The following is a 19,651-nucleotide window of genomic DNA, read 5'->3' as shown; positions in this document are numbered from 1 at the left end:
GGATGGGTGGAAAATATAGACTGAGGAAAACGATTGTTAGAATGCTTCCAAAACATGTATGTTATTGTGAACCGTTTGGAGGAGCAGGTTGGGTTCTATTTGAGAAACCGCCTTCCAAGGTGGAAGTTTATAACGATATTAACTCAGAGTTAGTTAATTTTTTCAGAGTTGTTAGAGATAAACCGGAACAACTAATTCGAGCCTTTGACTATCTTCTTATATCGCGAGAACTATTTGAGAAATACAAGGCGCTTAATCTTTTAGGCGTTTCTGAGGTAAAGAGAGCGGTTCGATTTTATTATCTATTGCACTTTAGTTTTAGTGCACTAATGAAGAATTTCCTTATTGTGCCTTTAGGGAACCCTCCAAGGGTGTTAAATAACATTGAACAAGATATCAAGCAAGTAAAAGAAAGATTAGTTAATACTATAATTGAGCAAAGGGATTTTGAACAAGTAATCAATAGTTACGATCGGAGAGAAACGGTTTTCTATTGTGATCCGCCTTATTATGGTTTAACAGATTATAATAGCCAGGGAAGTAAGCCATTTAGTAAAGACGATCACGTTAGGCTTAGGGATTGCCTATCCAGAATACAAGGAAAATTCCTGCTAAGTATAAACGCTCACCCGGAAATTTATGAGCTTTATTCTGACTTTTATATCGAGGAAGTGAACGTAAGGTATTCTGTTTGCAGAACCGATAAAAGCTCTACGGCTAATGAACTAATTATAAGTAATTTTGAACATTCGATGGAGTAAAAGCAGTTTTGATTTCTATCGTGGATCGTCGCTTGAAAGTTGAGCGAAATATGCTAAGGCTCTTATCTTTAAGGTAAGGGCTTTTTGTATTTGTGACAGGATTCACCTTACTTCGCAAGGGAATTATGCGATGATAAAGGTTATACTAGCAAATATCTTTTTTTAGTGAAATACTAAAGGCCTTTAAGTTAGGATGATGCGTATTGTTGTAGGCGTTTTGTCTAGAATGTCAAAATGCGAACTTCGTAAGCAACTCTCGCGAGACCAAAAGCTATTCATATTTCGAGGATGCTATTACGCTCTAAACGTGCTTGTTGTTCATTGCCTTTGGCCGAACAAGCACCGTGAAAATCTAAATGCAGAAAAGCTAGATAGTGAAATCCTTCGTGAAGCTACTAAGTAATAAATATACTCAAGTCCATAGCCTAGTGCAGAAGATAACACGAACGAGCAAAACCTGAAACGTACACCCCAGTAAATCGACGTGAACAAGAGGAAAATGGACTTTGCCCTTTCGAACAAAACCACGCGCAAAAGACCAAATATGAAGGAAAAGAAAACAGGAAAATCGGCTGTTAGGGAGGAATTTGGACGAAAATAGGGAATTAGTTATTAGTAAACTTGTCATAGTCTGGGTTATCGGACTCAAGTTTATTACAAAGGCCCCCACCGTTTTGAACGATGAGGGCGCAATATTGAAGACGCGGATATTCTCCCCGGGTAGGTTTATCATTTATTGTTTTCCACTTTGATTCTATTACATAAAAGGAAATACGGGGAAATTGTTGAATTATATACTATATTCTCCCTAATTTAGTATCATAAAAAGGAATGGGGCCGTTGTTAAATCAGATTCTTACGTTTTCCAATATCGCGAATGCAGCTAGTATGATAAGCTTGGTGATGTCTGTCTTCATCATTTTTAACACTAAAAACATAAAATCCAATCTCAAGCTAATTGGCCGTTTCAAACAATTTAATACTGATAAAAAAACTATTCTCTTGGAATTAGAGTCATCCTTGGATTTAATTATTAAGGATGGGATTAATGATCTGAAAAATTCATCTGATATATCTAGAAGTCTTAGTAAACTAAGCCACTATAAAGACTTTATGACCTTATCACATAAATGGACATTAAAGAGAATTAACAAGTTATTAGCAAACAAAGATGGCATTAATGATAATAACAAAGCAGAATTTGTTATGCTTTTAAGTAGACTAAATGGCTTTTTAGAACTCAAACAGGAATACATAAAGGAAATTAGTTAAGGGGGGTAATGGTGAATTTATGGATGCTGATAAATTTTTAGATACATTGATTAAAGCTACGAAAGAAGAAACCCTTCACTGGGTTAAAGTACCAGATAGAATGCAAGAAAGAATATCTGATGTAACAGCCGGGATAGTCGGTGCATACTTTATTGATCGTGACCAGTCAAAAGTAGTCGTATACCAATACAAGTACGTAGATACTGATGAAGGGACTGAGGGAGTAAGCATCCACATTAGTTTCACAGATGCCGATTTTCGAGTAAAATATGAACTTAATGGATCAGATTTTGGGCCAAATAAGGAAGCTGCATTGTTTCGTCTTTATAAACTAATTCAAAGAAAAGCTAATAACATTGATAAAGTTATGGAAGAATTTATCAATGACTTTAGCGACAAACCACCCTTCTAAAGCATCTTTTTTTAGATGCTTTTCTTTAATTAGATCCGATAATCTTTGTTATCAAACTACGTTATCTTCAGGAATAATAAAAAGTAGTGTGTCGGAGGAGAAGAATGAATGTCAACATTTGATACTGTTCAATTAGGTATTATTAGTGGTGTTATTAGTGGTATTTTGACAGCTGTAATAATTAGGTTTCTCTATTTGTATATAACTAAAGTCCTGGTCCCTTGGTTTGAGAGTATTGTTTATAAAGGGATTATTGTCTCAGGTAACTGGAAAAGTACAGTCCTACTGGGTACTTTAGGGTTTAAAGCTGAACTGAAAATAATGTTAGAACAAAAGGGTCATAAATTAAAAGGGGATATGGTTGCCGTTTATATTAATCCAGATGGTAACAGTAACAAAACAAAACGACTTGAGCTTGAAGGATTCTTAGCAAATCATTATTTATCTATTACATATAATTCTTCATCTAGAAATAGTATAAGCCTCGGAACATTTTTATTGAAAGTTGTTCATGGTGGTGAACAATTGAAGGGGGGAATGCTCTCGTTAGACGGCATTACTTCAGATGTTCAGAACTATAAAGATATAATTTGGGAAAGAGAATAATATCTTTATGCCATTTCAAAAGGTTCAAGTTCAGCTACATCTTTTGGATAGCAACCCAACGGGACCGTTGCTGCTTAACGTAACATAAATTATCGAACTTAAAAAGGGATATGTCTCTGTTCAATTGAATACATAAGGTGGATCTGAGATAGTGACTTTGGATGGGGTGAATTTTTTTGGAACTGTTTTTTGTACCATTACTAATTTATTATTATAAGGTATTTAGAATCGCTTCAGATATAAAGGAAATTAAATACTCAAGACCAATAAAGACAGAACTTAGTTGGGCAATAGTTGTGGGTAATTTATCGAATCCTATTTTACATAGTCTTCGTTATAGGACTCAAGCCTAATATAGTGGTGGTTTTTCAAAAAAGGAAGCAATGACTGAGGTGAATTTTAGTTATAGGATATTCTGATTTTTTGGGGGGTAATATGTATGGTGAAAATTAATGATAATGTGTCCGCAGAAATTATCGATGGAGTTTTAACTGCCGACCTTTCCACTTGGGATGAGTTTGCTAATTTTGTAACAGGGCGACTATTGGATTATGATAATTATAATTGGCGGGGTCAGAGATCCGCTGACTGGTTACTAGAATCAACTTTGGACAGAATGCTGAAAGAGACTAAAAAAACAGCCAATTCCGTACCAAAGCATCTTGAAAACTTCAAGTATGCTACCAGAGGTAGAAGAGGATCTAATCCTGCAAAAATGGAATCAGATGATGATTGGTGGGCACTAGGACAGCACAACGGCCTTGCCACTCCGCTTCTTGACTGGACAACCTCACCATTCGTTGCAGCATACTTTGCTTTCTGGGAAGATATTAACGAGCAAGATAAAAGGGCTATCTATGGGCTTACTCAAAAATCGATAGTTTTGAAAAATGGTGAGTTAGTAAGCAATAACCCCAGAACCAGTGAAGATGATTTAGTTGTTAAGTATATAAAGCCTTTGTCTGATGAAAACGCAAGGCTGGTTAACCAGAGTGGTCTATTTACAAAGTCTCCAACAGGAATAGATATGGAGAAGTGGGTAAGTGAAAATTTTAGTGGATATAGAAAGATTATTTTACTAAAGTTGACGCTACCTAACACTGAAAGAGCTACCACACTAAAAGCGCTGAATAGAATGAACATAAATCACTTGACACTTTTCCCAGATCTATCAGGAGCATCAGAATTTTGCAATATGGGGCTAAAAATTGAAAAGTACAAGTACTGATTTATTACCAATTTGATCCGAACATCGTATAACATATTTGGGTACAAGTTCAATAAACAATAGCACCAGTGTCACTGATAGATGCTGGTGTTTAACAGCACCCTTTTTATAGGACGCAAATTTTAAGGTATATTTTTATTGCTGTCAAACAACTCCGCATTGGTAAAACTGTACCTATTTCAGATTTATCTGCTGGAGGAGTGACTTCCTTGAACTCAAGGTTATCTTGGAAATGGGCAAGTGATTTCTGTTGGGGTTTAACTTCTGAAAAATGGGTAAATGGAATAATAGAGTTAACAGGATTTTGTTAGGTGTACCAGCAGTACCGCCTCGCCTCCACCAATCAAACCCTCGAATGTGGTGGAGATACATAAAAACGGAAGCCTTGAGGCACATGAAAATGTATGCCTCAGGGCTTTTTTGCATCAAATCTCACTCCGAATAGAAAAGGCCACCTTGTTTTTACTTCAAGGTGGCCTTTGTAGACTAGGACTTTTTCAGTGTTTTTAACTTTGTTCGCATCAGCATTATAAGGAGCAGGAGCAGATACAAGAGTTATTTGGAAAACCTATTTTGGAATTTTATTTATGATCCTAAAGAGGTTATCCAAAGCATCATTTAAAGAAGCTAAGTCATCCGTATCCAAACATTCGATTTTCTTTTTCAAGATGTTGGTTACTTCATTATTTATGTTATTAAGGAAATCTATACCAACCGAAGTAAGGCAAATCTTTATTGACCTTCTATCGATAGTATCATGTTTTCTTTGCACATATCCATTTGCTACTAATTTATCAATGATAGGAGTCATTTGTTGCTTTGACATAGTCATTTCGTTGGAGAGTTCCGTCATAGTAAAATATTCTTTTTCACATAGAACAGTCATTGTGTGCATGTGTACTGGACTCGTGAGATTTTTTGCTTCTTGTTCTAATGGTCTTAAAAGCCTTCTTGCAAATAAGGGAACTAAATTGGACATCTTTTTTGCGATCTCATTTAATTCAAGTTCTTCTATCATAAAAATTACCTCCCTGTGAATAATTTGTGAAGAATTAAATAGGGCGATTGACAATTGTCTTATAGTTAACTATTATTTATAGTAAATAAATATTTACTATAAATAATAGTTAATTAATTACAATGTATTATACCAAATAATAAATAAAAAGATAGGGGGTATAAAATATCACTCGAAGGTAAGAGGGCTGAAAACCAACGCGAATGTAAAAAGAACAGGTTATATAGCATAAATCTGAATTACTTGAGGAGGATTTAAAATTGTCTAAAAAGAGAATAATTATAATCCTAGTTGTTGTGCTCGTTTTTGTTGCTGGAGTCACTATGGTTAAGGGGAAAAAGACAACCCCAGTTGCTAAAATTACTTCTTCTAATAATGTTTCTGTCAAAGTCGCTCAAGCAAAGTATGTTGCCAAGGATTCGACCCTTACATATAAGGCTTCATTAGAAGCATCTAAAGAAGGAATTATAGCTGGAAAAATTAGCGGTAAGGTAGTACAGGTCATGTTTGAGAATGGCGATTATGTATCCCAAGGGAATACATTAATCAAATTAGATGATCAGGATATTAAAAATAATATTGAATCGTCGGAGAGTAAGATACTATCTTCACAATTAAGTTTAGAGGCAAATCAATTGACTTTGGAAGATGCACAGATTTCCTATGATAGATCAAAAACGCTTTTTGATCAGCGGGCAATTTCCAAGGTTGACTTAGAAGCTGCAGAAACAACGTTAAAAAAAGCTAAGAATAGTGTAGAATCAACAAAAGCTGCTCTGAATACTGCACAGATAGATTTAAAAATTTTGCAAGAATCGTTGGTAAATACGACGATTACCGCTCCAATTTCAGGCGTTATTGATGAGAAAAGTGTCAGTATAGGACAATATGCCAACATGGGAACTACTTTAGGAAAGGTTAAGAATATATCACCTATCTATGCCGTAATTGAGGTAGATCAAAACGAAATTAGTTCTTTAAAGTTAGGACAAAGTGCCAAAGTAAAAGTTGGAGTGGATCAAGTCAAAGAATATGATGGGATAATTAACAGTATTGAAGTATCTGCAGATATTTCATCAAGGGTTTTTAAATGCAAAGTTCTGGTTGATAATCCAGATCAATCACTAAAACCGGGTATTTATGCCAACGTTGAGATTGTGGGTAACCAGAAGGAAGAAGTGCTTTCAGTCCCAACCGATGCCTTAAGTGGTACTCAAGGAGATTATACGGTTTTTGTGAACGATGAAGGGATCGCTCGTAAACATATTGTTAGTATTGGGGAAATCACAAATGGTTTGGTAGAGATTAAAGATGGCTTAGAAGAAGAGGACAGCGTAATCATTACAAATGTAAATACAATCCAAGATGGCGATACAGTCTCAGTAGTAACGGAATAGGGGGATAAACCTTATGTTTTTAGCAAATCTCAGTATAAAAAGGCCTGTATTTGCCATTGTGGTAATGATTGCTTTGGTCGCAGTAGGTTTAGTGAGCTATATGGGGTTACCCATTAATCAATATCCTGACACAGATATCCCTATTGTAGCTATTTCTATTACCCAGTCGGGAGCTTCAGCTGAACAGCTCGAATCAAAGGTAACTAAAAAAGTAGAGGAAGCAGTCGGACAGATTTCAGGAGTGAGCCATATTTCCTCTACCATTACAGAAGGTTCTTCGCAGACTACCATTGAATTTGATAGTGATAAGTCAATCGATGTGGCAGCCCAAGATGTCAAGGATAAAATAGACGGAATTCGAGCTGCATTGCCAGATGATATTGATGAACCGATTATTCAAAAGTTTGACTTTAGTGCGGAATCAATTCTATCACTCGTTGTCACCGGACCTCTTTCGAATAAGGATTTATCTCAGGTCGTTGAAGATGATATCGTAAAACGATTAAATACGGTTAAAGGCGTGGGGTCTATCACAACCTATGGTGGACAAGAACGGGAAATTCATATCCTGCTGGATAAAGAAAAAATGACGTCTCTTAATCTAACAACTTCGGAAATAACAGCTAGTCTTCAAAGCGACAACGTAGATATGTCAAGCGGAAAAGTTTCTAACGGAGAAAAAGAGGTTTCCTTACGGACTGATGGTACGATAAAAGAAGTCAATGATTTCTTAAATGTTTTAGTCGCTAATCGTAACGGAACCGAAATACGAATCAAGGACATCGCCCAAGTGGAAGATGGTATTGAGGATCGAAGCAGCATTTCTTATTATAAGGGCAAAGAGACTATTGGCATTGAAATAGTCAAACAATCTGGGGAAAATACAACACAAGTTGCAAGTGATCTTAAAGCAGAAATTTCAAAACTCCAGACGTCGCTGCCTGAAGGTGTGAAAATTGATATTGTAAGTGACAATTCGCTGACCATTCAAGAATCGGTGGATGAAGTTAAGAAAACGATGCTTGAAGGGTGTATGCTAGCGGTTATTGTTGTATTCTTATTCCTTCGAAATTGGGGCAGTACAGCCATCAGTGCAATTGCACTGCCAACATCGATTATCACGACCTTTGCAGCAATGAAAATAATGAATTTTTCACTTAACACCATGTCCTTAATGGGTCTTTCCTTAGCAGTTGGATTGCTCATCGACGATGCGATTGTAGTCATAGAAAATATCGTGAGGCACTTAAATATGGGTAAATCTGCGATACAAGCAGCTAAAGACGGAACAAGCGAGATTGGACTTGCAGTAATGGCTACGACGTTTGCAGTTGTCGCGGTATTTCTTCCCATTTCCTTGGTTAATGGAATGATTGGATCATACTTCAAGCAATTTGGCATTACCGTTGCTGCCAGCGTATTAGTCTCGTTATTTGTCTCCTTTACCTTAGTCCCGATGTTGTCGTCCAGATATCTTAAAAGAGAAACAGGTGATACAAATAAAAAACCAGGTATTCTGGGGAGGCTCTTATTATGGTTCAATCATTTATTTGACATACTTGCCAAAGTATATACTAGAATACTCAAAGTAGCCTTGCGGCACAGGAAAAAAACTGTATTTATTGCTTTGGCCATGTTCTTTGCTAGCTTAACTCTTCTTTCCAGTATTGGAACTAGTTTTATGGAGACAACAGACAACGGAAAGATCACAATTACAGCGGAGCCCGATGGAGGAACAACACTCGAGAGTGCTGCTAAGACGACCAAACAAATGGAGAGAATTCTTGGTGCGTATTCTGAAGTGCAGTACTTATACTCAACAGTTACAACAGGGGAAATCAAAATTATAGCAAAGTTACCCGATAAGAAGGATAGAACTGAAAGCTTGAGTGAAGTCGGCAATAAAATGCGTGAGGACTTGAAGAAGATTCCGGGAATCAATATTTCTGTCAGCACAGGTTCAAGCGTTATGTCAGGAAAGGACGTTCAGTTACATTTTAAAGGTAACGACTTTAGTCATCTTTTAGAATATACGCAGAGAGCTGAGAAGATCTTCAAACAAATTCCTGGGACTGTTGATGTCAGTATGGACTATAAGGCTGGAAAAGCGGAAGCAAAGCTTGAGGTGGATCGTGATCGAGCTGCCGATCTAGGGGTTAGTCCAGTTGTTGTTGCAAATACACTGGGAACATTATTTAATGGTTCTGTTGTAAGCCATTATGAAACAGAAAAGGATCGCTACAACGTTAAGGTGTTACTTCAAGATAATCAGAGAACGGATTTTGACAGCTTGAAAGGAATTTATGTGCCAGGGACAAATAATCGACTGATCCCTCTCGATCAGGTAACTAAGCAAGTCTTTACCACAGGTTCGACTACTATTAACAGATATGACAAAGAAAGAGAGATTCAGGTGACTGCAAATTTAGTTGGAGTTTCAACCGGTAGTTTTAATACCATGTTTAATGAGAGATTGAACAGCGAAGAAAATATGCCGGCTGGAGTAAGCCAAACAGCTGCCGGATCTCAGGAAATGTTGTCCGAAAGTATGTCAAGCTTAATTACAGCATTATTAATGGGGATTTTATTCATTTTCTTGATCTTAGCAGCACAGTTTGAAAGTTTTGTAGATCCATTTGCTATTTTATTCTCTTTGCCATTCGCTATTATAGGAGCACTACTGGCACTATTTCTGTCAGGAAGCAACTTAAGTATGATGGCATTTATCGGGATTATCATGTTAATGGGATTAGTAACGAAAAATGCGATTCTATTAATTGATTTTACAAAGCAAAGACGGAGCGAGGGAGAAGAAAGAAATAAGGCGATACTTCAGGCAGGTTCCACACGATTTCGGCCTATAATTATGACGACTTTAGCAATGATTTTTGGTATGCTTCCTACAGCGCTATCGACAGGCACGGGAGCTGAATCACGTATCCCTATGGCTTATACAATTATTGGCGGGCTAATTTCTTCAACTTTCTTAACACTCTTAGTTGTACCGGTAGTCTATACACTGTTGGATGACCTTAAAGGAGTGTTTAAGAAGAAAAAAACGCCGGTTGTAGTAGTCCAGGAATCAGTTAATAACTAAATCATGGTCTGCAAAGTTCTTCGAAAATGATAGCATTTTGGTGAAAGTCGCACACCATTTTTCATAACTATTTGTGCCGCCTGCGACAGCGGCGGAATGGGGATTAACATGTCCTGAAATCAAAAGAGCAACTGGGCTTAATACCCTTTACGACTGTCAACGACAATATAAATAAGTTAATTGATTTACAAAATCAACTGGAAAGTGTTCATTTTCAGAGGGATTCATATAAGGGCGATCTAAAAAATCTGTTTAGCTTTGAGAAGTACCCGGAAATAGGAACTGTCCCGATCTTAAATGAAGCATTTACTCCCGAAGATCAAGACTCTGATCTAAAGAAGGCTCTTGAGTCTAGTTATACGATAGCAATAAAAAAATATGAGATTGTGATCTTACAATCTGATCTTGAACAGGCACAGAAGGATCACGGCCTTTCATCATATCAGTATAAAGAAGCAAATTATAATTTAATGAATGCAAACTTGGAGCTAACCCAGTTAGAGCAAGAGTTTGAGACAACCTATCATTCGATCATTAATGATATCGCCAAAAAGCAAAGCGATCTGTGCCTCGCAGAGCAGGACCTAACAGAAGAAAAAGTGGCACTTTCTGAGGCTCAGGTTCGGATGAGCCTCGGTATGATTACACAGTCGGAGATGGATACAGCGACGAATAATTATCAAGTTCAAGAAAATGCGGTCAAAACAAAGCAGATTGACCTGTTTGATGCAAAAAACAATTATGATTGGTTCTTAAAAGGAATGCCTTACTCATCATAAATTTGTTCCAATATCAAATCTATTCGTATTAAATAAAACCTTCTTAATAGAACAAGAACATTGAGACAGTGCTCCTTTTCGCTTTAAGAATGATAATAAAATTCAGAGTTAATTGTGATTATACTCTCATAATTGTTTTTAGGAATATCAAAAAGGGGCAACCAATTGATTAAAGAGCACCCAAATCCCTAAAAGTCTAAGTGGAATAAAAAATTTAAAAAAACTATGATATCGAGGGTTTGAATAAGTACGCTTCGCCTCCACCATTGGTACACCTAACATATCGAATTTAACAGTGATCTCAATATCAAGTTTTTTAGTACCAGTAAAGAAAAGGATTTATAGTGTCAACATATTCCTGAATGACCGCCTTTTGATCCGTTGGATTATCCGATTAAAGGGCGGTTTTCTGTTGTTTAATACTTTTATGATTACCGCGTCATCAATTTCCGGTGTTTTTTGTATAAATTTCAACTTGAGCCAACTGAGAAGTAAGAAAAACCTTCTTTTACAGCAGTATTAAAGATAATAGTGATTGGCTGCAAAATGCTTACAGTGAAACCGAGAATATGGGTAAGCTGATCAATAATTTGCTGTTTATTGCCCGGATTGATGCGCGTGAAATTCAGTTTAAACATAACAAATTTAATCTATCGGATCTTTTGACCCAACTTGTCTCTCGTTTTGAGCCTCTGCTTCGTAGTAAGAACCTTATATTCACATCAGATATAGCGTCTAATGTAATAATCATAGTGATGAAGTTCTGATAAGACAGCTGGTAAGCAACTTCCTTGATAATGCTTATAAATATACACCTGCAGGCGGAAATGTCAGCTTGAAAATGTGCATCATACAAAATTCTATTGAAATATCCGTGACGGATAGCGGGATAGGTATTGATGATTCTGAGAAGGAAAAGATTTTTAGGAGATTTTACAGGATTGATAAAGCCCGTTCGCGAAAACAAGGTGGAACAGGTCTAGGACTAGCTATTGCAGCCTGGATTGCTAGTGAACATAGGGGACAGATTCAAGTATTCAGCAAACTTGGAGAAGGCAGCACTTTTCAGGTGCATTTTCCGAATGGGATCACCTCTAATAATCCCAAAATAGTGAATTACAATAAATGGGATTACTGAGTGAGGGCTATAAGGCGATTAGTAAGGTAGTTAGACAGGCCTTTGACTCTATGAATGGGACGGAAAAGCATGAAATAGTGTCTGATCAGTACTCTAAAGGTTGGCAAAGTTTGTTTTTGGGATGATCACCTGAGCAAACTTTATAGACAATATTCATTCAAAATGGGGCCTTAAATTGTAGACACAGTCTAACTCATATTTGAGATTTCCTTCGAGGTTAGCTATAGATATTTGAACATTGTAAATAAGTAGCAAACTTTTTATATTAAATTCCTTTGCCTACATTTATAATCTATTTAGAATTAAAAAAGCATTCCTTTATTTTTACCTTAAATTAGGAGGAACAAAGATGATGTTGGCAAGAATTAAAGTAATTATCGATCAGCAATTTATCTATGAAGGAGAGCTAAATGAACAAACAAGAATAATTGATGACCTAGGTGCAGACTCATTTGACATTCCAGTCATGGTTAATGCTTTGGAGGATGAATTTGAAGTGACTATAAGTGATGAAGAGCTTATTAAAATTCGAACTATTGGAGATTTAATTAAAATCATCCAGGATAGTAAAAGATTAGGAGAGATAAATAGTGGAACAAAATAAGGCTATTGATAAATTCCTGAGTAAAAATGCTCAAGCTTTTCCTAATAAAGTAGTTGTCCATTATGAAGATAATATAATTACATACAGTCAATTAGACAAGGAAGTAAATAATCTTGCTCAAGGACTTATCGAATTGGGGCTAAGATCTAGTGATAAAGTTGCTGTCATCCTTGAAAATTGTCCTGATTTTGTTCGAATATATTTTGCGATTCTTCGAGCAGCAGGCATTGTGGTACCATTGAATCCCTTATACAAAGAAGATGAAATACGATATATCTTAAAGGATGCTAAAATTAAATTCCTAGTAATAAATAAGGAATTACTACCCATGATTGAAAATATAAGAGTTGAGATATCCGATTTAAAAATTATTGCAATCGGAGGCACTAAAGAAAAAAACATTATTCCTTTTGCAGATCTTCTCAACAAAGAGGCAGATCCAGTTGAAATGAATGTAGAAGAAAACGATTTAGCAGCCTGCCTCTATACCTCCGGTACAAGTGGCAGTCCAAAAGGAGCTCTCTTCTCCCACGGAAATCTTATATTTCTTACCAAAGCCTTAATCACAAGAATGGATCTGAGAATTGAAGACCATAATTTATGTGTTATTCCCCTTGCTCATATTTTTTCTCAATTAACAAATATGCTAATGCCAATTTGTTTGGGTGGGAATGTTACAATTTTACCTCGATTCATACCAAGCGCTGTTTTAAATGAAATAACTGCGAAAAAAATAAGTTTCTTTTCTGCTGCACCAGCTATGTTTTCAGCTCTGTTAGCTGTTCTTGCCAAAGATCAGAACTATAACATCTCCTCCTTAAGAGTTTGCATTAGCGGAGGAGCACCTCTCCCTCTAGAAGTCACGAAAGTATTCATGGAGAAATACGGTGTCACCTTAACCGAAGGAAGTGGTCCAACCGAGGCTATTTCTTGTGTCGGGCACCCTGCGGTTTATAAACCTGGTTCAGTAGGACCCGTTTTGGAAGGTGTTAAAATAAAAATTGTCAATGAGAATGATCAAGAACTTCCTCAGGGAGAAATCGGAGAATTATGTGTACAAGGTCCTAGTGTAATGCAGGGTTATTTAAACCTTCCCGAGGCAAATGCTGAAGCTCTGAGGGGTGGGTGGTTCCACACCGAAGATTTAGTCAAGATGGATGAAGACGGTTATGTATATATCATTGGAAGAAAGAAAGATATGATTCTAGTAGGGGGTATGAGTGTCTATCCCAGTGAAATAGAGCAATGCCTTTCTTATCATTCACTAATTTTAGAAGCAGCAGTGATTGGAATCCCTGACAAAGACAGGGGTGAAATACCAAAGGCTTTTATTGTATTAAAACCTGGTGCCACTGCAGAACCTAAAGAATTTATACTATATTGTCGTAAACATTTAGCAAATTATAAATGCCCAAGGCAAGTGGTGATTTTAGATAGCTTACCAAAAAGCCCTATTGGAAAAGTAGATAAAAAAAAATTGGGATAATATAAGCTCAAAACAACAAAGCATTTACTCTCGGCGGCTCACTTTTTAATTACTTTATTTATTGTCAGGATTTTTCAATAGCTTGATTTATTACACCTGTTTTTCAATAACAGAATATAAAGAAATTATTAATCAAATGTTCTTCGTAAACTTCAGGTAGGGTAAAGTCTCTATCTGAAGTCTTAACGTTTAGCTATAGTGGAACAAGTATACCCTGTCGAATTGGGAATAGTGCGACAATCTAATAACAGCTTTAATACATTGATTTTAAGTTAAAAGACTTGATTTAGATCAATAGTACGCAAGGTGGGATTAGAATGAAAAAAGAGACACACACCTATCCTCTGACTAGTGCCCAGAATGCTATTTCAATTATAGAAAAGTTTTACCCTAAAACGAGTTACGTAAATTTAGGAATTACAATCCGAATGAAAGGCCAACTGGACTACCATCTATTAAATAATGCAATTAACCTGGTTATTCTACAAAATGATGCCCTGCGTACTCGGCTAACAAATGAGTCTAATGAAACAGTTCAGTATTTTGCAGAATACAATGAGCAAACCTTCGAATTGCTGGACTTTAGTTATACTAAGGGTTTAGAAGATTATTATAAGTGGGCGCAAAATGCCACTATGACAGCATTCCCATTTTATGATTGTAACCTTTGTTATTTTGCTATGGTAAAGTTTCTCGAAGAAGGTGGTATATTTATAAAATGCCACCATATTACTGGTGATTTCTGGTCAATTATTCTATTAATTAATCAAGTTGTAGAGAATTATTACTGTTTATTCAATGAAATGGGTCCGAAGTTGAAGATTGAACACTCTTATGCTGAACATATAATTAAGGAACAAAAGTACTTGTCTTCGCCAAGGTTTTTTAATGACAAGGATTTTTGGAATACGATAATTAAAAAGGTGCCTTATACCACTTTGTTTAAGAAGAGAAGTTTCAATAGTCTTGAAGCTAGAAGAAAGAGTTACTGTTTACCGATGGAAATCTCTTCAAAGATAAATGATGTGTGTATCGAGTACAAGATTTCACCATTTATTATATTCTGTTCGGCTTTGTCAATATATTTCTGGAAGAAAGAGGGGAGAGAACAGGTTGTTATCGGTACTACTGTTATAAATAGAGCTACTCTTAAAGATAAAAATACCATAGGAGCATTTTTTAATAATTTACCCTTTATAATTGAATTGAATCCTTCATTAAGCTTTAACAGTTATTTGAATTATTTAAGTATGGAATGGCTCAAAATGTTGAGGTACAGTAGCTACCCTTCTGTTAATCTCCTCAAGGATTACCGTGAAATACATAACGTAAAAAATGAATTATTTGATTTTACACTGACATTTCTTAATGCCAATCTTGATGCAACTCAAACTGAATTTGAATTAGATACTCACTTCAATGGTCAAGAGGTCAATGCTTTACGCATAAATATCAATGATATGGAAAACAAAGGCTTATTTCATCTGGATTATGATTACTCAATAGAGGTTCTAAACGAAGATGAGATTCAAGAAATCAATAATTCTGTGATAAATCTAATTCAAGATGGTATAAAAAACCCTGACCAAAGTATAGGTAAACTTAATATGCTGTCTATTTCAGAACAGCAGCTGATTCTTAATAAATTTAACCAAACAGAAATGAAATTCATACCAGAAAGAACCTTTATCCATATGTTGCAAGAAAAGGTTAACAGAATTCCCGAACACATTGCCCTAGTTTTTGAAAACAATGAATTAACATATAAGGAAATAGACGGTAAATCGAATCAATTGGCTAGATTCTTACTTAAGAAAGGTATCAAAAAAGAGGAGATCGTTGGCTTTAGCGTTGAACGGTCGTTTAATCTGGTTATTGGAATTTTGGGCATCTTAAAGGCTGGAGCAGCGTATCTGCCTATTGATCCAAGCTATCCCAGGGAGAGAATCGAATATATGTTAAGGGATAGTGATTGCCACTTCATCTTGACTAATTGTTGTCATAAATATAACGGTTTGAATACTAAGGTAGAAATCATTGATCTTAATACTCCTGAAGTCTTGGAAGGTAGTAAGGAAGATTTGACCTGTAGCTCTAGACCAAATGATTTGGCTTATGTTATTTATACTTCAGGGTCTACCGGTTTACCTAAAGGTGTGATGATCGAGCATAAAGCTATTAGCAATTTCATCCATGCCATTACTCGGGAAATTGATTTTTCTTATAAGACAATAGTTTCTATGACCACCCTGTCTTTTGACATATTCTTCCTCGAAACATTTTTGCCTCTTCTTTTAGGCATGAAAGTGATAATTGCCAATAATGAGGAACTGGTTACTCCTGCGTTGTTGTCTGATTTGATAGTAAGATACCATGTAGACGTTTTACAGGTTACACCATCAAGAATGAGTGCAATACTTAATTATAACTCAACTAGTCTGAATGATTTGTCTCTTATAATGGTCGGTGGTGAAGTTTTCTCTGAATCTTTATTGTTGAATCTAAAAAATATAACAAAGGCTAAGATCTTTAATATGTATGGGCCCACCGAGACGACAATCTGGTCTTCAACAAAGAGACTTGATGATACAGACCAGATCACCATTGGAAAGCCTATTGGAAATACCAAGTTTTATATTCTGGATAAATATCAGATGCCTGTTCCCATTGGCTTGTCTGGTGATATATTTATTGCCGGGGACAGTGTAGCACGGGGTTATCTGAACAGACCTGAGTTAACAAAGGAAAGATTTGTTCCCAATCCCTTTGTTCCTGGGACAAAAATGTATAAAACAGGTGACATAGGAAAGTGGTTAAGAAATGGTGAAATTGAACATATCGGACGAAACGATAATCAGGTAAAAATCAGGGGTTTCCGTGTCGAACTGGGAGAAATAGAAAAATGTCTTCTGAAAAATGAGAGTATCAAACAAGCTATAGTTACCTCCAATCTGGGCAACTTAGATAGGGCATACCTCTGTGCTTTTTTAGTTGGTAATGAAGAACTGTCCTTATCTAAGCTGCGACAGCATTTGTCTGATTACTTACCAGATTATATGATCCCCAATCGTTTTATATGGCTTCCGGATCTTCCGTTAACACCCAACGGTAAAGTGGATCGTAAATCCTTACCAGACCCTGATTGGGTTGAGGAACGTATTCCACATACGTATGTTTCACCACGGGATGGAATAGAACAAAAACTTGCCGATATATGGAATGAGGTTCTGGAAATACCTAAAGTAGGGATCGATGATGATTTTTTTGTCCTTGGTGGGGATTCATTAGCGATCCTGGAGATATTATCCGCTACTTTACCTAATGATTGGAAGATTTCAGCCCAGGAATTTTACGAATATCCAACCATTAGGAAGATTTCCGCGGTGATAAAAGAGAGATGTTTGATTAAGAATCAAATCAAAAACGCTTATTCGAATAATTCAGTGAGTAATTTGGATGTCCTAAAAAGATATACTGTTCAAGAAACAGTTGACGCTGGAAATGTCTTGTTAACAGGAGTGACAGGCTTTTTAGGGATGCATATCCTTATGGAGCTTTTGAATTCTCATGCCGGTAAAGTGTATTGTTTAGTGCGAGAGCAGGGCTTTAAAAAAAAGTTTAGAAATTTGTTTAGCTTTTATTTTCCTCAAGCTTCTATGGAGCTGGTTCATGACAAAATCGTTCTGGTACGCGGAGATATTTCCAAGAAAAGATTGGCGCTTTCAGAAGATGAGTATCTAAGACTCGCTGGAAATGTAGCATCTGTGATCCATTCTGCTGCTATAGTTAAACATTTCGGTATTTATTCAGAATTTGAAAGAGTAAACGTCGGTGGTACACAAGAAATAGTAGATTTTTGCCTAAAACATAATAAACACTTAAGTTTTATTTCCACTATTAGTGTTTCAGGTAATTATATGAGTGAGGGAAAATTCTCAAAAGACTTTACCGAAAATGACTTGTATATTGGTCAGGACTACGAAAGTAATGTTTACGTAAGAAGCAAATTTGAAGCAGAGAGCCTTATATTGGAAGCAGTTAAAAAAGGTTTAATGGCTACAATTTTCAGAGTAGGAATTTTAACTGGCCGCATTTCTGATGGGCAATTTCAGTACAATATTGAAGAGAATGCGTTTTATAGGAAACTAAAAAGTATCTTTGAAATTATGCTTCTTCCAGAAAATGTTTTCGAGGAGTTTATTGAATTTACCCCTGTAGACTCTTGTGCAAAGGCAATAATCGCTATCTTAAAGAGTAGTTCTCCGAAACTGCTAATATTTCATTTATTTAATCACAAAACCCTCAGAATAGAAAATTTCTTAAATATGTTGGGGTTATACGGTATAAGAATAAAGGGTATACCTCCAAAAGAGTTTACTGATGTTGTTATTTCCTTATCACAATCTGAGAAAGGGAAAGAAATCATTAATGGGATTGTGACAGATATAATTGTGAAAGGAACTTTGACTTTTACTCCCGCTTTCGAGGTCAGCTCTTTACAAACAGTTAACTATTTGAAAAGCGTTGGTTTCGAGTGGCCTGATTTGACAGAAGAATACTTTGGGAAAATCATCGGCAATATGTCACAAGTAGGTTTTTTGCAAGAATCCAAATTAATTTGAAAATCGAAGTTTTAAACCAAAAAGCAGGAATAAAAATTTGTTATCTAGAACTTAACAGTAATATTCTGTTACATAATCGCACATAGTGTCGTTTACTGGAAAAGGATGGAAAATATGTTAAGTACATTGATTAACATCGTATTCCCTAAGACTAATATTCCTGAAGATCAAAAAAAGCAATTCAACAGCGAACTTATTGATACTAATTTTATACGTTCTAGGAACTTAAGTATTCTATTGCTTTTTGTTATGACGGTTCTACTTCTTACTGATTATCTAAATTATAATAAAGGACTCTTAGAAGGGGATTTTGGTTACAGGTTATTGTTCTATAGTCATCTTTTTCATGTCATAGCAATACTACTAGCGTTTTTTTTCGGAATTAGTTTTAATTCACATAAATCTGGGGGTAAACAACGTTTTGTTACTGTTTTCAGTTATCTAACTTTAATATGCTCTACCATTGTTTCAACAGCTGACCAGTATATGAATGGACAGATAACTGTATTTGTTCTTGTTTCTTTTCTTTTTGCTATACTAAATTATCAAAAACTTATATTCAATATGGTTATGTATACTATTTCATATGCGATCTTTATCATAGGGATTACATATGCACAAACTAATCCCAATATATTAAGAGGACATTATATTAACGGCACAGTTTTGGTGATATTGGCAGTTTTTCTTTCAAGAATTCTCTATAATGCAAAAGTCAAAGACTTTATAAGCAGCAAGACAATTGAACATCAAAATAATGAACTTGAGAAAACAAATCAGGAACTTTCAATTGCAAACGGAAATCTCAGTGAATCACTGCTAGCCTTAGATGAGTCACAAAATATTATTTTTACGCTTACCCTAACCCTTGAATCGAAAGACACCAACACCCATGGACACTCGGAAAGGGTCGCGAAGTATGTGATGGCTATTGCAAAATACCTTGGACTAGATAATAAGGATAGGGTTAATCTCTGGAGGGCAGCTATCTTACATGACATAGGTAAAATCGGTATTCCGGATGCTATCTTAAATAAGCCTTCTTCTCTAACAGAAGATGAATGGTCTATTATGAAATCCCATCCTGAACGAGGTGCAGAAATTTGTTCTAAGTTAAAATTTGCCCGTGAAATATTACCAATTATCAAATATCATCATGAGCATTATGACGGTAGTGGATATCCAGAGGGTTTAAAAGATGAGTCCATTCCGTTTTTAGCTAGAATTATTA

The 19,651-nt window shown here is 35.9% G+C and carries 14 protein-coding genes; 13 read left to right on the top strand and 1 reads right to left on the bottom strand.

What is annotated here, in order from left to right:
- Nucleotides 1-2 precede the first annotated feature (2 nt).
- From DOT_RS26790 to DOT_RS26770, 5 genes are all read left to right on the top strand, one after another.
- Entirely contained in the window at nt 3-761 is a 759-nt protein-coding gene (locus DOT_RS26790) for a DNA adenine methylase (protein WP_009624777.1), read from the top strand.
- An 840-nt stretch (nt 762-1,601) separates the two neighbouring features.
- On the top strand, nt 1,602-2,033 hold the full coding sequence (locus DOT_RS26785; protein WP_040413548.1) for a hypothetical protein: 432 nt from the start codon (nt 1,602-1,604) through the stop codon (nt 2,031-2,033).
- Between the two features lie 19 nt (nt 2,034-2,052).
- A complete protein-coding gene (locus DOT_RS26780) occupies nt 2,053-2,445 on the top strand; it encodes a hypothetical protein (RefSeq protein WP_009624774.1) in 393 nt (130 codons plus the stop codon).
- Nucleotides 2,446-2,553: 108 nt separating this feature from the next.
- Nucleotides 2,554-3,051, top strand: coding sequence for a hypothetical protein (locus tag DOT_RS26775; protein ID WP_009624773.1), 498 nt, complete (start codon nt 2,554-2,556; stop codon nt 3,049-3,051).
- Between the two features lie 439 nt (nt 3,052-3,490).
- Nucleotides 3,491-4,279 (top strand): FRG domain-containing protein, encoded by a 789-nt coding sequence (locus DOT_RS26770; protein ID WP_009624772.1) that lies wholly within the window; start codon nt 3,491-3,493, stop codon nt 4,277-4,279.
- Nucleotides 4,280-4,847: 568 nt separating this feature from the next.
- Here DOT_RS26770 and DOT_RS26760 read toward each other — a convergent pair.
- Nucleotides 4,848-5,297 carry a MarR family transcriptional regulator gene (locus tag DOT_RS26760; RefSeq protein WP_009624771.1) on the bottom strand — a complete coding sequence of 150 codons (450 nt, stop codon included), beginning with the start codon at nt 5,295-5,297 and terminating at the stop codon, nt 4,848-4,850.
- A 260-nt stretch (nt 5,298-5,557) separates the two neighbouring features.
- Here DOT_RS26760 and DOT_RS26755 point away from each other — a divergent pair, with 260 nt between their 5' ends.
- The 8 genes from DOT_RS26755 to DOT_RS26720 form a co-directional block, all read left to right on the top strand.
- Complete coding sequence (locus DOT_RS26755) at nt 5,558-6,694, top strand: efflux RND transporter periplasmic adaptor subunit (protein WP_009624769.1); 1,137 nt, start codon at nt 5,558-5,560, stop codon at nt 6,692-6,694.
- Nucleotides 6,695-6,707: 13 nt separating this feature from the next.
- Entirely contained in the window at nt 6,708-9,791 is a 3,084-nt protein-coding gene (locus tag DOT_RS26750) for an efflux RND transporter permease subunit (protein WP_009624768.1), read from the top strand.
- 470 nt (nt 9,792-10,261) lie between these two features.
- Nucleotides 10,262-10,570, top strand: coding sequence for a hypothetical protein (locus DOT_RS28085; protein ID WP_009624766.1), 309 nt, complete (start codon nt 10,262-10,264; stop codon nt 10,568-10,570).
- A 763-nt stretch (nt 10,571-11,333) separates the two neighbouring features.
- Nucleotides 11,334-11,708 carry an ATP-binding protein gene (locus DOT_RS26740; protein ID WP_083824308.1) on the top strand — a complete coding sequence of 125 codons (375 nt, stop codon included), beginning with the start codon at nt 11,334-11,336 and terminating at the stop codon, nt 11,706-11,708.
- Between the two features lie 349 nt (nt 11,709-12,057).
- Entirely contained in the window at nt 12,058-12,312 is a 255-nt protein-coding gene (locus DOT_RS26735) for an acyl carrier protein (RefSeq protein ID WP_009624761.1), read from the top strand.
- A complete protein-coding gene (locus DOT_RS26730) occupies nt 12,299-13,798 on the top strand; it encodes an AMP-binding protein (RefSeq protein ID WP_009624760.1) in 1,500 nt (499 codons plus the stop codon). Before DOT_RS26735 ends, DOT_RS26730 begins: the two co-directional genes overlap by 14 nt.
- A 317-nt stretch (nt 13,799-14,115) precedes the next feature.
- A complete protein-coding gene (locus DOT_RS26725; RefSeq protein WP_009624759.1) occupies nt 14,116-18,420 on the top strand; it encodes a non-ribosomal peptide synthetase in 4,305 nt (1,434 codons plus the stop codon).
- A gap of 114 nt (nt 18,421-18,534) precedes the next feature.
- Nucleotides 18,535-19,651: HD domain-containing phosphohydrolase (locus DOT_RS26720; protein ID WP_050809974.1), on the top strand; the 1,117-nt coding region annotated here is incomplete at its 3' end.

It is taken from the genome of Desulfosporosinus sp. OT (genome assembly GCF_000224515.1).
Lineage (GTDB): Bacteria > Bacillota > Desulfitobacteriia > Desulfitobacteriales > Desulfitobacteriaceae > Desulfosporosinus.
The sequence above is the reverse complement of the archived record's forward strand: the minus strand, read 5'-3'. Positions and strand labels throughout refer to the sequence as shown.